This window comes from Pantoea cypripedii (assembly GCF_011395035.1).
Classification (GTDB): Bacteria; Pseudomonadota; Gammaproteobacteria; order Enterobacterales; family Enterobacteriaceae; genus Pantoea; species Pantoea cypripedii_A.
The window spans coordinates 1,415,198-1,430,129 of the sequence record NZ_CP024770.1 but is presented as its reverse complement, the minus strand read 5'-3'; the positions used below and the strand labels follow the sequence as shown (position 1 = coordinate 1,430,129).

The window sequence follows — 14,932 nt, the reverse complement described above, 5'->3', positions numbered from 1 at the left end:
CATGTTTTTTATCCGCCCAGTCCAGACCAACATGAGCAGCAAACTGATCTTTCGCAGTCATCACCAACTCCTTTTATCGGGGATTGGTATGCATTCCACGCTCTTCGAAAGAAATATAGTCAGCAGTTTTTCTGCATGCCCTGAGTATTCGTTAGCGAACGTGGAGCACTTACTGGCTCGAAAGCAAAGCGGCAATCATCAAATCACATGATTCTGGCACAATATTCGTAACCAATAAGCGCATACCCTGAATCACTTAAAAGTGTAACTCTCAGGGTGTGAATGACTATATCTGGCACAAAGCGGACCATTAAATCGTTCGGGTTTAACCTGAATACTTTTCTTCTACCTCATCCGGAGTCGTGAATTAACTCTTCAGCTATATATCCACCCCTTTTGATCACGGAACATAGCATTCAGTATCGTAATAAATTTTCTGATGCAGGCTGTTATAGCTACTTTTTTAGGTTTTCCACGTGCAATAAGCGACGTGTAGCAGTCTTTAATCTGAGGATAGTATCGAACCGCTGAAAGCATCGCCATGTACAATGTTGCGCGCAGACCTGATCTGCCGCCCCAGATAGCCCTTTTACCGCGAAACTTTCCACTGTCTCTGTCATAGGGGCATAAAAGAGGAGCGCAGCAACATCCTTTATCCGAAGCTTTCGGACTTCCCCGTTTGAGATATACTATCAACCAATCCAGGGACGGCAGGCTTGAATTTACCGGGCAGGAATTTCTGTCTGACCCGCACGCTTCGGTCAATCTTCTTACCTTTTGCATCAAAGTAGCGACTGGGCCAGATTTTCGACGGATGAATGCCCAATGCTTCAGCCAAAAGAAATTCTCCTTTCGGCCAGGGACGTTTCAACACATTTGCCAGGGTGGAGGGCGCTAACCCCGCTTCCCTTGATATCGCCGCCATGGATGTCCCCTTCTTTCTTAAGCCAGCGATGATATCTGCTGGATGCCAGTCCTTTTTCATACGACTTCCTTCATTTCAGTCAGAATCTGATGGAATATTCAACACCAGATACTACGTTATTCGTAGTATCTGGTTCAAGAAAAAACTACGAATATCGTAGTTATGAAAACACAATCTTCCCACAACGATATTTTCAGTCGGCGACTCAAAGATGCCCGCTTGCGTCGGGGACTGTCTCAAAAGAGCCTCGGTATTACTGCCGGGATAGATGAATTCGTCGCCAGTACACGTATCAATCGGTATGAGAATGGTGTACACGAAGCCAATCTGACAATCGCTTCCCGGTTGGCAGAAGTTTTAAATGTTCCCCTCGCCTACTTCTATGCTGCAGATGACAACATGGCAAAAATGATCCTTTTATTTTCGGAACTCTCACATAAGAAACAGGATGTTCTTCTGAAATCGCTTGAGAATGATTAAAAGGGAGATATCTGGCTGGGAAGAGGATTCTGAACCTGCATCTTCGACGCTTATAACACATCAAAAGTAAATTCAGCATGCAATAAGCACCTGAGTATTCGATCACTCGTCTCCTGGCAGCACAGTTGTTCATTCCACCTTCACTGGCATTTGAACCCTGCTCTGCCCTTTCTGAACCGCCCCGTTTTACGGGGCGGTTTCCGTTATCAGCCGGTGCCTGCCATCTCAGCCCCGGTTTCCTCTTCCTTCGCAGTCGAATCAGGTGACTTCATCCAGCCAGGAACCCAGCGATTACCGGCCATAAGGCTCTCCGCATGCTCTGCCGCATCCCCTTTCTTCATTTTGACCACCTCACAGGCAGCATCTGGCAATTCAGCATCACTGAGAGCCGCTGCAATCTGTGACTTAGGCATATGGCTGAAGAAGTTCTCTTTGGTCGGATGCCACCAGTCACGCAGATGAAACCCGATTGCCGTTTCAAGAGCATCCAGCGTGCTACGTCCGGTACAGTTCTGCACCCCGTTAAGGCTGAATGCTGTACACAGGCTGAGGAGGGAAAGCAGATCGCTGTCCGGGAGCGAAAAGAAGGTGGTGCAATCCCGTTCCCACCCTTCCGGCAGCAGGGCGGCCAGACGTGTATGTTCTGCCATCAGCGCCTGCCAGGCGATGCCATTTTTGCCTGTTGGCGCTGATGCCGTCAGTGCCGCGTGACCACATTCGAGATTTATTTTGAACGGATTACTATAAGTTCCGCCTGCAAAAATGCCTGAACAGAGCGTCCATGCCAGCAGGGGAATAGCCCGCTCAGGCTGCTGCATAAGTGCAGCCTGGACCGCAAGGGTGCGTTCAGAGGACATCTTCGTCAGCAACGACGCGCTTACCGTATTTTCGGGATCACGCTGACTGAGTTGTCTGATTTTTTGTTCTTCGATGTCTTCCTGCTCGCATTTCATCATACCCCGCTGAACACGTATTTCACCGTAATGCCAGGAAACCACAACACCACATTCTGCTTTCTGCTCTGCCGTCCATCCTCTGATTTTTGCCGCACACTTAATTGATGCGATTTCGGCTTCAACTGCATCATTGCCAGTTTCATCATCCATCATCTGTAATTCATCAATACGCAGCCGCTCATCAGGAGTCAATGCGGCTTCCAGAGGAACCTGCATGCGGTAAGATTTTGCGTCATCACCATAAGAGCTAACGGCATTCATGCGTGCTGAATTCCACGCCCAGCCCTCCGCCTCACAGATTCCTTCTGCGATAATCTGTAACTTCTCCAGCACAGCCGTATCGAGTGCCAGCGCATCAACATAACCACCCTGCTCGTCGCTGAACAGATCGGTACGGATTTCATGCGGGCTGAACGCGTCTTTACCTGCAAAGCGAAACTTGTCACAGTCGGTACTGACTTCACTGTCCGTGATGATCGCCCGGATCACACGGACCTCCGGTTTACCGTTCCAGCTCTGCCGACTGGCAGCTTCATAAACCTGCATCTGTCGGTCGGTGTCATTTTCCAGCGCCAGCGCCTGACAGTGTTCAGTAGTGATCGTATCCTGCGCCAGCGCCTCAAGAATGGCCGGAGCAAGTTCTGCAAGCTTCAGCATGCGCTGGACATGACGGCTGCTGTATCCCAGCAGATCGGCAATCTGCGCCAGTGTTTTCCCTTCATCGACAAGGCCACGGAACCCCGCAATCTGCTCCGAAGGATGCATCTCCTTACGCTTACCGTTTTCCGTCAGGGAAACGGCACGGGCCAGCTCGCGGGGAATGACTTTATAGGCAATCCAGGGATCTTCAGGATTCACTTTCCCTTCATCGACCAGCAGGCCAATCGCTTTCAGGCGACCACCACCGGCGACCACATCCAGACGCCCGTCATCACATGCCACAACAATAAGGTTATTCAGAAGACCCACCGCAGAAATACTGCTGGCATATCCGCGAATTTCTTCATCAGTGTGCGGTATGCGGCGGCAGTTGATATCACCAACAAACAGCTGCGAGTAAGCGGCGTAACGTATCTGAATATTATCAAGCGCCGTAACCAGCGTTTCAGAGACCGCATCCTGACTTTTCCTGCGGCTGGATTTTACGGTTGTTTCCGGTTTAGACTTCGCCAGTGACATAATTAATTCCTTACTGTGATTAATGACTGTCCGGCCCGGACGGAGAGGCAGCTCTGTCCGGGCGCTTCTTATCCCGCCCTGCCTGAGCAGAGCGGAATCTGTCAGAACGGAATGCCGTCCAGTTCATCCTGTGAAGGCCACTCCCCCTGCGGCGGCAGTGGCAGCATGCCTGATGACGGCGATTCCTTTTTGCTTCGGGTACGTTTCTTTCCGGTGCCTGCGGGTTTTTGCGGGGTGCCCACAGGTGCAGAGGCCTGAGACTGTTCACCAGTCTGAGATCCTTGTGACAATGGCCGTTCTGCTTCACGACGCCCACCCAGCAGCTGCATTGAACCGCCCGGACCAACAATGATTTCAGTGGCATAGCGGGTCACACCGCTGTTGTCCTGCCAGCTACGGGTACGCAGCTGGCCTTCGATATAGACCTGCACACCTTTGCGCAGATACTCCCCGGCAATCTCTGCCAGCTTTCCGAACACCGCCACGCGGTGCCATTCGGTTTTCTCCCGGATCGCCCCGTTCTGCTTATCCCGCCAGGTCTCAGAGGTTGCCAGTGACAGGTTTGCCACTGCTCCGCCGTTCGGTATGTAATGCATCTCCGGGTCCTGCCCGAGGAAACCGACCAGAATCACTTTGTTAACGCCACGTTCTGCCATGATGAATCTCCTTAAATCAGCTGAGTTTTTGTCTTTAAAACCCCATCATCCGTTGAGTTTCCGGAGCCGCGGTTTTGACGTTTTGCAGGGACCGGCTTCTTTGTCCTCCCGGTACTGCCATCATCCGTTTGAGAACTTTCGCCGCAGAGGCGTAACCGGGCACGGGCAACGGCAGATGTCCGGGGCGCGGGGACAATATTTTTCGGTCTAATGGAGCCTGCGAAATGGCCGGGAAATATTTTCAGCGCGTGCATTTCACCCTGGACAGCCACGGTGACTGTGCTGGTCTCAGCCCAGGCGAGAAGGACTCGAACGGATAAACGATGTGGGAGGGGGAAGTGAGCAGGCACCTGCCGCAACGGCGGAGAGCGCGGGGGCGAAACGGCGTTGCTCCTTACAGCCCGGCAGCGTTACCGCCGGGATGCAGGGAGCGCAGGCAACGGCGCGACGGTGCAGCGCATCCGGGACGGATGCTGCAGTCGACAGGGTTCAGTCGGAAACGAAAACCAGCTGTATTTCCGGGAGTGCTCTACTACCGAGCACTCAATCGGTGATCCAGCACTGCCAGACTACAAAAGTAATGCGTAAACTTTTACGATTGCAGTACAGAATGAAGGACTGTGGTCGTTTCCATAAAACCCTGACCGCCAGATTGCCACCTGACTTTAATACTTAACTTACTGAATAAACTGATTTAAACATTGTTTATAAGTGATTCCATGTGAGATAAACTCGTAACAATTCTTTCACGTTGGGCAAATTAAGTCTGGTCGGGTGATTAGCCAGAGGCTGACGTGGTCTAACAAGAAGGTGTGTGCTGATACCCACCTATTGAAGGCATAATTGAGGAATAGCAGGATGCATCATTTGCTTGAGATGCTTGCTGATTTAATTAGCAACATACCCCTGATAAGGGGTATCAAAAAAGATAAAAAATCAGTCAGGAACAGGATAGCCGATCTTGAGTACAAACCTGTCTGCAGAATATCTGTGGACAAAAATAATCTACCTGAAGAGCACCTGCCAAACGCTGAATGAAGAACATCCTGAATGCTCAAAAAGCGTTTTCATCGTTCCCGCACTGCTGGCTCTTTGAGATTAGACTGTGAAGCATTTCATCCTTTTGCCTTGATGTGATGCGTAGACACCTTACTGTTTTTGTTCATACACTTAACCAGACTCGCAATCCTGTCCTTCTGTACATGACTTCTGGAATAGCGGTGAAGGCATTAGCCATCCTGGAAGCGGGGATGATAGTTTTTTCACATTGATAATTGTAGCGATAACATGCTGACTGATTTAGACTTCCGCCGGAAAAATCCCGTTCAAATGGTACTCATCGTGCTCTTCATTCCTGAATGAGGTGACACAATGACTGAAATCCTGCCCAATGTGTGGGCGTTCTGTATATTTCGTTTTTAAATCGCACCCCCCTCCCGGTTCATCCGCGGAACTCTCAGAGGTTCGGTCCGGCTTTCCGAACCGTGGGACAACAAGGTAAAAGTAATGACAGACATTCAGCAGCTCATTCGCGCTGTACTGGCAAGACTCCCTTTCAGAAGTACTGAGGACACTCAGGAATTCCTGAACACGTACTCTCTTGAGGATAATTCTGCACTCATCACAGCACTGATTATTGGCCGCGATCATGTTAATGAAGGGCGAATCCAAGCCGACTATGTTCCGGATGACCTCTCGTTTGACCGTTTCCTGCATACCGGCAGCGCTGGGATTTGGTTGATACAGCCAGCAGACTTTGCCCAAATCATCTTTGATACAAGCACCAGCCTGATAACCTACCTTGAAGCGTTTGAACGATGTGCCACGATGTCAGGCTATGATCTCAATGAGTTTTGAGTCCGGGGATCTGATTGAGAAGCCCTTCGGCGACGATGCCGAATTTTCAGCGCCAGTAAATACTCTATAAAAATCGGGGCGTATAGCACCCATTTTTGTCTTTTGTGTTTTGCCACACACGTCGCATTTGCAACCAACTTTTTTTAGCTTATAGTGAAATTCAGTAGTAGAATGCTGCGCCTCGTCGAGAAATGGCGATTATGGAGTCTATCGTGAAATTTAAAATCCAGCATTTGCAGGCAGCAGTGGCGCTGGTACTTGCCAGTTTCCAGCCGCAACCCAAAGCGGTTGTGTGTCAGCCTACGATTGTAGGGCGGGTTTATGAGATGGGCACCAAAGTCAACAAAACCGACATCAAGGAACTAACTGCTGCGCTCAACGTTCTGGCGGAAGAACTGCGCGACAGCCGCACCGAACTTTCCCATTATGCTGACAACGATTTTGGGGGCGCTGTTAGAACAGCTGAGGAAATCAAAAGCCAGACGATCCATGTTGCTGGTATCGCTGAATCCTTTGTTCTGATGTTGCCTGAAAAAGATGTAATCATGTCTTACGATAAAAACTCCGTTGAGTTTGCGTTTGTTAAGGCTATCAAAATGGTCAGCATTGCGACCAAAAATTATCTCAGTCTTATCGACCAGCTCACTCGCACAACCGATGTGCGCGATTCTGGCGTCAACCTTTTAGCCATGAATCACTTGCTGGAGACAGGCAACAAGGCCGCAGCTAAATGGCATTAACGGCTGAATATAGTCAGGTTACATGGGATGGATTTTTCCAGCCCACGTTTGCCGATTACCCGGACCTCGAATATCAACTCAAAGCCGAGTTCATCACGTATAAATCAACTGGTGCCCCTTCCAACTTGCTTGGTCGAGATGCACCCTTTGACTTTCCACCCTTTGCGGTTGATGCGAACGTTCAGCATATCCACGTCAATCTGCACTTCCAACTGACCTGGAACGCCAGACAAGAAAACTACAACCGAACCTCTAATCACTATCTCGTCTATACCGAACACATGTGGGAGAACGGCCGTTTTTTACTGATGGGTCTGATAACACCAGCTCACGAACGTATGCCTGCCAGAGACACTCGATTACTTAAATATTTTTCAGACATTGCAGAAGACTTTCACGCCTCTTAAATAAACAGAAACAGACTCGTGTAAAGAGTTGAAGAGCCCTCTCTAATCAAAAACTCAATGAAAGACTCGATAATCGTAAGCGTACAGCGAGAATTGCGTTGACGGCGAGGGTTATTCCGCTGGCAGCATGACGCGCCACGGCCGCAGTTCACCACCTCAATTTACCGGCCAGTCAGACCAGTCGCAGGGCATTCTCGGCAAGGTTATTATCCGCCGCTGCACAACCGCCATCTGCATAGTTTGTCAGCAACCGCCACTGGTTCAGTGCGTACGCAAATGCCTTCACCAGCTCTGAGTGCCTTGAGAGCGTTTTCATCTTTTCACACAGCTAACTTTCCAGCGATTTCAGAAGCGGCTTCGTTTTCAACCGACGTTCCGTATTGCTAGCTGAATAGTATTGATGAGCCCTCGGAGGTCCTGTAGCAGACTAAATCATGAGCCAGGTGTTGGGTATTTGCACAAAAAGAATGTTCCCCACCACTTTGGCAGATGTGCAACAATGGGACCACGACTTTGTGTCAATCAGGAAATTGATTTTCAAAGGGCCTCCATGCACAACCTACCCACCAGGAAAGCATCAACAAAGTCCTTTACTCACACGGGATAGGGTTACTGCTGTTGTGAAGAAACGTTTGTTCAAAAAAACAGCCATGATACAGCAGCGTCAAATGGAGAATCTTCATCGAGGAGAACGTCGGTGTCTGAGTATAGCTGGATCCCAGTATTTAAAAACGTCAGCAACTGGATTGCTGACTACGAGAATAAACAGCAAGTATTGGTCCAAATTCTACGAGAAATAGGCGTTGATAACGGTCTGGAGGACGAACTTTCTGATGGAGACAGAGAACCGCTGAAAGTGATTGATCCTTTCACTTTTTTTGCCACCTTCATGAAATATGGCGTGATCAAACGTACTGAGCTCTTTGCCGCTCTGCTGAAAAAAGCGGGTTTACAAATCTCCGCACCTGGCGATTTTAATGGTGTTCCAAACGCACAGCCACTCAAAGTCTGGCTCTTTCCTTATGAGAAAGAGCGCTCTGCCGATATGGTACCCAGTCTTTGGGCATTGTTTCATCAGATGCGTGCGGGGAAAATCGATGGTGATCTGTTCAATAAAATTCTGAAGATACCTCATACCGGTTTCGCCAAACTCACCGAATGTTTGTTTTATTTATCGCCGGAGAAGTATTTCCCTGTTGATGCTCAGACGAAGCATTGGCTCAAGAAAAAAGGGCGTGATCTGCCAAAAGAGAACTGGCAATCCTACCAGGAGTTGTTGTCGTGGCTGGACACTACTCAGTCAAAATCATATTACGAAATATCGTATGAAGCCTGGTATGAGAATCAGAGCAGTGCTTTCTCTTCGGCAATTGCAGATGAATACTTAAGGACCCGTTTCCCTGATACACGATCGTCAACCACACATCTGATTGCTTATAAAACTGACGCAATGAGAGAGCTGGCATTTGATCCAGGTAATCCCCCCGAAAAGAAAAGGAAAATTAAATTATTTGTTGATGAGCAGCCTACGCACCCGGACTTTGCCCGATTTGTAGCCTATGAGAGCGACAAGAGCCGCAACCACCACCTGTCATCACACGCCCCTTCCCTTGCTAAGGGAAATGCGGCATGGGCAGTTGAAATTAGCAACCTTGAGCAGTTAATTACACTATGTGATTGGTATGCAACCCCACCAGCGAAGGATCTACCTGCCATGGAAAATAAAGAGAAATATGTAAAAAATCACACATCTCTGAATCAGATTCTTTTTGGTCCCCCCGGAACAGGTAAAACCTATTCTACGCTGGAACGTGCAGTTTTGCTGGCAGAACCCTCCTGGTATAGCGATTTGAAAAGTCAGAATCTAAGTGCGGAGCAGCATCGGCAAGAGGTCAAAAACAAATACGAAACATTGTGTGCAGACAAACGTATCGCGTTTACCACTTTCCATCAAAGTTTTTCGTATGAGGATTTCATTGAGGGGATCCGCGCTGAGGTAGCAGAGGAAAATCAGGGAATAAAATACAAGATCGAGAAAGGTGTCTTCAAAGAAATTGCCGACCGTGCTGCTAAGGCAGTTACAGCAAAAGAGATCGGGCTCTCCCAGGTGCCAGATATCTGGAAAATCTCTATTGGCCGTGCCCATGAAAAAGAAATGCGTGATCGCTATATCGATGCAGGTGAAGCACGAATTGGCTGGAATGACACAGGTGATTTATCTCAGACCTTCGAGCAAAGGACCCAGGAACAGCAGGAATACTGGAGCTCATTGAGTAATCCCAACCACAATGCCCTTAACGCCTTTTCACATGACGTAAAAGTTGGAGATGTTCTACTGTGTCTGAAAAATTCGGAAACTGTTCAGGCCGTTGGAATTGTTACTTCAGGTTATTCATTTGACGAAGGCTCTGAAGAGTCGGGAGAGTACGCGCATGTGCGCAAGGTAAATTGGGTGTTAAAGGATATTGAACTAAACATCCTTGCACTTAATGGCAGCACAAAAATGGTTCAGCAGACATTGTATCCACTCTATCGGATCAGCTGGCATTCTTTGATTGCTGAGTTAGATAAACAACATATCCCCACGCCTGCCTCTTTTCATGAAGTGAACAACGTAAGCAAACGCCAGAATTACATTTTGATTATTGATGAGGTGAACCGCGGTAATATTTCCCGTATCTTCGGGGAGTTGATTACGTTGCTGGAACCAGACAAACGGCAGGGAGGTCCTGATGAGCGCACAGTCATCCTGCCTTATTCTAAAGAATTGTTCTCGGTGCCTGACAACCTGTATGTCATTGGCACCATGAATACAGCAGACAAGTCATTAGCCCAGCTTGATCTGGCATTACGCCGCCGCTTCGAGTTTATAGAACTGATGCCCCAGCCTGATTTACTGTCAGATATATCTGTATTTGGCGTTAATGTCGGTGAATTGCTGACAGTAATGAATCAACGCATAGAAATCTTACTCGATCGTGATCATACCTTAGGACATGCATACTTCTGGCCGCTGAAGAATGTTAAATCTGAGGATGAAAAGTGCAACCTGGCTGCTGAAATTTTTGAGAAACGCATCATTCCACTGCTGCAAGAGTATTTTTTTGCAGACTGGGAACGCATTGGTTGGGTGCTAAACGATAGCGAAAAAGCACCTGAAAACAGATTTATCCTGACAGGCAATATCGAACGCGCCATTGACAGTTTGTTTCCCGAGTCCATTTCGAGCCAATTGAGCGATCGCAGATACCGGATTAATCAAAGTGCTTTCTCGAATGCCGCATCTTACCAGGGGATTATGCCTAAAGGTGGAGCTTCCAGCTGATGATACAAGTGCGGGAGTATGCTCGCCTGACCACAGATGAACGCGCAACATCATCTCCGGACTGCGCAATAGTAAAACCTGCGACATTAGAGTGGTTGCAGGAAGTGACCTCAGGCTGGAAAGGTGAGGAACCATTCTTACTGTCTGATGGTTATCGCGCACTGAAATTAGGCAGCTATGTCGGATATCTGCAAAGCCCAGATGGCGAAGGGATTGAAATTTTACCCAAGGCAAGTTTTGGGCATGATAACTCTCAGCAAACGCGCATGGTCCTGCAACGCATGCTGCTGGCCGCATTAGATATTCGACCAAGGGTAGTCGGCCCAGCAGAACTAATGTGGATGAATGTTCCTTTACACGAATGGATTTTTAGTCAGTTCCTGTCTGAGTTACAGATGTTAATCACCAGAGGGTTGCGTTTTGACTATCGCCGTGTAGATGAAGAAAGCCGCTTTATACGTGGTCAATTACAAATCCAGCGCCAGCAACTGCAATCTCCGGCACGTCAGCATCTGTTCCATATCAGCCATGATGTTTATTCCCCGGACCGTCTGGAAAATCGACTACTGAAAGCCGCACTCAGCTATGTGTTGGCAACTTGCAAGAACAGTGAAAACTGGCGACTGGCGAATGAGCTCTCACATCATATGGCTGAGATCCCTTCACAGACAAATCCTCAACGCGAACTGCGTCATTGGAACACTAGCAAGCTTATGCAGATCTACAATGACGTGCGCCCCTGGTGTGAGTTAATCCTTGAGAAAATGAACCCGAATTTTCAGCAAGGCAATCACAAAGGTGTATCGCTCCTGTTCCCGATGGAACAGCTGTTCGAAAAATACGTTGGGGTCTCTCTCAGGTCGCATATACGCAAAGGAAGTCAACTTGTATCACAAGCCCGCTCTCAATATCTGCTTGAGCACACGGTAGGAAATAGTCATCAGCCACAAGCCATGTTCCTGCTTAAACCGGATCTTTTGCTGAGAACGTCGAATGGTGCTCAGACTCTGGATACGAAATGGAAGCTCATTGATCAGACCGCCTGGCAGACAGATAAAAAATATAACATCGCCCAATCCGATCTTTATCAGATGTTTGCATATGGGCATAAGTATCAAAATGGGCAGGGACATATGATGTTGATTTATCCCAAACATTTATTTTTTAATCAGTCATTACCCCCCTTCCACTACTCGAATACATTGAGGGTCTGGGCCGTTCCCTTTTGTCTGGATAGCCAGCAATTGGTTCCGGGTAGCTGGCAAGAATATTTTCCAAACCTCACCGGGCAAAAATTGATGACAGGATGACACCTTGAGGCTGCAAATACCTAATAACGTCATTGATACCGTTGCAAAAGTGATGAGTGACCATTATTTCAACCTCACTCGGCTAAACAGTCTTTTTATGCAATCCGGTGCCACGGGTACCCTACCTGAAGGAAGCTGTGTCAGGAAGTGCACAGAATGGCTTAAAAGGTGTAATGTAGATCCTTCGGTTGATCCACTTCAGGTTTTGACTACATTCATTCGGGATTTTATGGATCAGGAGCCACTGATGTCTCTCTTCAGTAGGCCTTCGGTCAGAACTGATTGGCTTGTGGTGTAACTGAGGGATATGATTTACACCAATCGCATACTTCACGATAAGAAAGCTTTCCGGCCACGTTTTCCCCGGACGAACTGTAGATTGAGTTGTTCATGTTGTTGTATGACGTCCAGGGAATTCAGTTTAGATGGTGGCCGCAGGCAACAGCATCACCCGCGCTTCCAGCCTCGTTCGCGGAGCACGTCCTGTATCTTGGATGCGGTAGCCATAAGCTCCGGGGCAAGGGTGTCTTCCTGACCGGGGGCGGGTTGTAAACCGGCACTTCTGTCAGAAAACAGATCATGGAAAGCAGAGTCGGTCGTAATCATGACGGCGGGATGATTGTAACCGCAGTCGCGAAATTGATCTGCCGTCAAATCAATAATATGGTCATTTACCATAAGCCATGCATGTGAGTTCCCGTTTGACAGACCGCAGGGAATGCCTTCATGCTCGGACTCATGATATTTTCCAGAAATAACCTCCGGGGCAATCCCGAACTGCTGATGCAGCAGATAGTTAAGGATTTTGGAGGTGTCTCCGCAGCAGCCCGATGGGAAAGTGGATACATAAAAAGAGGTCTTCCAGGAATGGTCCCTCTTCTCCATGTTTTCCAGCACCGTACGTACATCTCCGCAAAAGCGGATAATCTCATCCATCTTCATTCTATTGTTCCTTTCGCTATTGGTAAGGCTTGTCGTGAATAATTGCCGGTACCTGGCTGCCCGCTGAACATGTTTAGGCACGATAAACAGTGAAGAGCGGCGTTCAAATCGTAAGCGTCCAGCCAGAACCGTCTCCATTAACCGACCTCTGACCTATAAATTAGATATCCTTCTAACTCACAGACGGATATCTGTTAATGCAGGACACCCCGGACTGGCGCAGTGCGCCCCGCAATGTTTTCTCCACCGAGTTTAAGCTCCGCATGGTTGAGCTTGCTCAGCTTCCGGGCGCGAATATCGCCGCCATCGCGCGCGAGTACGGCTTTAATCATAATCTTCTCTTTAAATGGCTGAGGCTCTGGCAGCGTGAAGGCCGCGTATCCCGACCGCGTAAAACATATATTAAGACTCCCGCGCCCATACTTTTGCCCGTGCAGATCGCGCCACTTCCGGAACCTGCCGCTCCCGCAGAATCTGCCGTCACGACCTGCCATATCCGACTCCGACATGGCGAACTCACCCTGTTTCACCCCACGGATGAACTGCTCAGTCTTGTGATGCGTGAAATGATGAAAGGAAACGCAACGTGATCGGCCTGCCGTCCGGCACGAAAATCTGGCTGGTCGCGGGCATCACCGACATGCGCAACGGCTTCAACGGCCTGGGCGCAAAGGTCCAGACCGCACTCAGAGATGATCCGATGTCAGGCCATGTCTTTATCTTCCGGGGCCGCTCGGGCAGCCAGGTCAAACTGCTCTGGTCCACCGGTGACGGCCTGTGTCTGCTGACAAAAAGGCTGGAGCGCGGCCGCTTCGCCTGGCCATCGGCCCGCGACGGCAAAGTGTTCCTCACGCCCGCTCAACTGGCCATGCTGCTGGAGGGCATCGACTGGCGCCAGCCAAAGCGCCTGCTGTCGCCCCTCACGCTGCTGTAATCCTGGTCACCCTGCGGGCAACCTGGTAGCATGCCCGCCATGAACGAACCTCTTCCCGACGACATCGCCCTTCTTAAACAGCGCCTGGCCGAACAGCAGGCGCAGATACTTGCCCTTGAGGCGAAGCTGGCCTCACGCGAGCGTGAGGTTGACTACCTGCAGGCGCAGCTGGATAAGCTCAGGCGCATAAACTTCGGCAGTCGCTCTGAAAAGGTAGCGAAGCGCATCGCACAGATAGAAGCACAGCTCACCGCCATGCAGAAAGACAGCGACGAGCGCACCGGTCGGGTGGACGACCCTCCGGTGCCGCGCCCGTTGCGCCAGACCCGCACGCGCAAACCGTTCCCTGAGTCCCTGCCGCGCGAGGAAAACCGGCTTAAACCGACGGAAGTCTGCTGCCCCGACTGCGGCGGCGCGTTGTCGTACCTGGGCGAGGACGCGGCAGAGCAGCTGGAGCTGATGCGCAGCGCGTTCCGCGTTATCCGCACCGTGCGGGAAAAGCACGCCTGCAGAAAGTGTGACCGCATCGTGCAGGCGGCTGCGCCGTCGCGCCCCATCGAGCGCGGCATCGCCGGGCCGGGGCTGCTGGCGCGGGTGCTGACGTCAAAGTACGCGGAGCACACGCCGCTGAACCGGCAGTCAGATATCTATGAGCGGCAGGGTGTGACGCTCAGCCGTTCGCTGTTGTCGGGCTGGGTGGACGCGTGCTGTCAGCTACTGTCACCGCTGGACGAAGCCCTTCAGCGCTACGTTCTGACGGACGGCAAGCTGCATGCCGACGACACGCCGGTGCCGGTGCTGCTGCCGGGCAATGGCAAAACGAAAACGGGCCGGCTGTGGACCTACGTGCGTGATGACCGCAATGCAGGTTCGGTGATGGCCCCGGCGGTGTGGTTCGCGTACTCGCCGGACCGCAAAGGGATGCACCCGCAGTCGCACCTTGCGGGGTTCAGCGGGGTGCTGCAGGCGGACGCGTACGCCGGGTTCAACGAGCTGTACCGCGAAGGCCATATAAAGGAAGCGGCCTGCTGGGCGCACGCACGGCGTAAAATCCACGACGTGCACATCAGGACGCCGTCGGAGGTGACGACCGAAGCGCTGCACCGCATCGGGGAACTGTACGCTGTTGAAGCCGGTATCCGGGGCAAAAGCGCATCGGAACGACTGGCCGTGCGCCAGGAAAAAACGGTGCCGCTGCTGAACGCGCTGGAAGGGTGGCTG

At 50.3% G+C, this 14,932-nt stretch carries 16 protein-coding genes and 1 pseudogene; 11 read left to right on the top strand and 6 right to left on the bottom strand.

Annotated features, from left to right (window positions below):
- Positions 1 to 211, top strand: a 211-nt coding sequence (locus tag CUN67_RS30305; protein ID WP_217621313.1) for a hypothetical protein, incomplete at its 5' end; no start/stop codon positions are given.
- A 164-nt stretch (positions 212 to 375) separates the two neighbouring features.
- Here the strand turns inward: CUN67_RS30305 and CUN67_RS29970 are convergent.
- Together CUN67_RS29970 and CUN67_RS29965 are read right to left on the bottom strand one after the other, a co-directional pair.
- Positions 376 to 696, bottom strand: a complete 321-nt coding sequence (locus tag CUN67_RS29970; RefSeq protein ID WP_208719359.1) for a transposase — start codon at positions 694 to 696, stop codon at positions 376 to 378.
- A complete protein-coding gene (locus tag CUN67_RS29965; protein ID WP_208719357.1) occupies positions 653 to 985 on the bottom strand; it encodes a helix-turn-helix domain-containing protein in 333 nt (110 codons plus the stop codon). Before CUN67_RS29965 ends, CUN67_RS29970 begins: the two co-directional genes overlap by 44 nt.
- Positions 986 to 1,087: 102 nt before the next feature.
- Here CUN67_RS29965 and CUN67_RS29960 point away from each other — a divergent pair, with 102 nt between their 5' ends.
- Entirely contained in the window at positions 1,088 to 1,405 is a 318-nt protein-coding gene (locus CUN67_RS29960; protein WP_208719355.1) for a helix-turn-helix domain-containing protein, read from the top strand.
- 206 nt (positions 1,406 to 1,611) lie between these two features.
- Here CUN67_RS29960 and CUN67_RS29955 read toward each other — a convergent pair whose 3' ends face one another.
- Positions 1,612 to 3,540, bottom strand: coding sequence for a ParB/RepB/Spo0J family partition protein (locus tag CUN67_RS29955; protein WP_208719353.1), 1,929 nt, complete (start codon positions 3,538 to 3,540; stop codon positions 1,612 to 1,614).
- Between the two features lie 101 nt (positions 3,541 to 3,641).
- Positions 3,642 to 4,196, bottom strand: coding sequence for a single-stranded DNA-binding protein (ssb, locus tag CUN67_RS29950; protein ID WP_208719351.1), 555 nt, complete (start codon positions 4,194 to 4,196; stop codon positions 3,642 to 3,644).
- A gap of 858 nt (positions 4,197 to 5,054) precedes the next feature.
- Between ssb and CUN67_RS29945 the strand changes: the two genes are divergently transcribed.
- The 4 genes from CUN67_RS29945 (at position 5,055) to CUN67_RS29930 (ending at position 7,200) form a co-directional block, all read left to right on the top strand.
- Positions 5,055 to 5,234, top strand: a complete 180-nt coding sequence (locus CUN67_RS29945) for a hypothetical protein (RefSeq protein WP_208719349.1) — start codon at positions 5,055 to 5,057, stop codon at positions 5,232 to 5,234.
- Positions 5,235 to 5,702: 468 nt separating this feature from the next.
- Complete coding sequence (locus tag CUN67_RS29940; protein WP_208719347.1) at positions 5,703 to 6,053, top strand: hypothetical protein; 351 nt, start codon at positions 5,703 to 5,705, stop codon at positions 6,051 to 6,053.
- 212 nt (positions 6,054 to 6,265) lie between these two features.
- Positions 6,266 to 6,793: a hypothetical protein gene (locus tag CUN67_RS29935; RefSeq protein ID WP_254711468.1), complete on the top strand. Its 528-nt coding sequence runs from the start codon at positions 6,266 to 6,268 to the stop codon at positions 6,791 to 6,793.
- Complete coding sequence (locus tag CUN67_RS29930; RefSeq protein WP_208719343.1) at positions 6,784 to 7,200, top strand: type II toxin-antitoxin system YafO family toxin; 417 nt, start codon at positions 6,784 to 6,786, stop codon at positions 7,198 to 7,200. Before CUN67_RS29935 ends, CUN67_RS29930 begins: the two co-directional genes overlap by 10 nt.
- Before the next feature lie 175 nt (positions 7,201 to 7,375).
- On the opposite strand, the pseudogene CUN67_RS29925 reads toward CUN67_RS29930, so the two are convergent.
- Positions 7,376 to 7,576: pseudogene (locus CUN67_RS29925) on the bottom strand (IS66 family transposase); the annotation flags it as partial.
- 321 nt (positions 7,577 to 7,897) lie between these two features.
- Here CUN67_RS29925 and CUN67_RS29920 point away from each other — a divergent pair.
- Both CUN67_RS29920 and CUN67_RS29915 read left to right on the top strand, forming a co-directional pair.
- Positions 7,898 to 10,525, top strand: a complete 2,628-nt coding sequence (locus tag CUN67_RS29920; RefSeq protein ID WP_208719341.1) for an AAA family ATPase — start codon at positions 7,898 to 7,900, stop codon at positions 10,523 to 10,525.
- Positions 10,525 to 11,835: an McrC family protein gene (locus CUN67_RS29915; RefSeq protein ID WP_208719339.1), complete on the top strand. Its 1,311-nt coding sequence runs from the start codon at positions 10,525 to 10,527 to the stop codon at positions 11,833 to 11,835. Before CUN67_RS29920 ends, CUN67_RS29915 begins: the two co-directional genes overlap by 1 nt.
- A gap of 447 nt (positions 11,836 to 12,282) precedes the next feature.
- Here the strand turns inward: CUN67_RS29915 and CUN67_RS29910 are convergent, their stop codons facing one another.
- Positions 12,283 to 12,777: a hypothetical protein gene (locus tag CUN67_RS29910; RefSeq protein WP_208719337.1), complete on the bottom strand. Its 495-nt coding sequence runs from the start codon at positions 12,775 to 12,777 to the stop codon at positions 12,283 to 12,285.
- 197 nt (positions 12,778 to 12,974) lie between these two features.
- Here CUN67_RS29910 and CUN67_RS29905 point away from each other — a divergent pair, with 197 nt between their 5' ends.
- The 3 genes from CUN67_RS29905 to tnpC all read left to right on the top strand — a co-directional run.
- Positions 12,975 to 13,367, top strand: coding sequence for a transposase (locus CUN67_RS29905; RefSeq protein WP_208719335.1), 393 nt, complete (start codon positions 12,975 to 12,977; stop codon positions 13,365 to 13,367).
- Positions 13,364 to 13,711, top strand: coding sequence for an IS66 family insertion sequence element accessory protein TnpB (gene tnpB, locus CUN67_RS29900; protein WP_208719333.1), 348 nt, complete (start codon positions 13,364 to 13,366; stop codon positions 13,709 to 13,711). The genes CUN67_RS29905 and tnpB overlap by 4 nt, the downstream gene beginning before the upstream one ends.
- Before the next feature lie 39 nt (positions 13,712 to 13,750).
- Positions 13,751 to 14,932, top strand: a 1,182-nt coding sequence (gene tnpC, locus CUN67_RS29895; protein WP_208719331.1) for an IS66 family transposase, incomplete at its 3' end; no start/stop codon positions are given.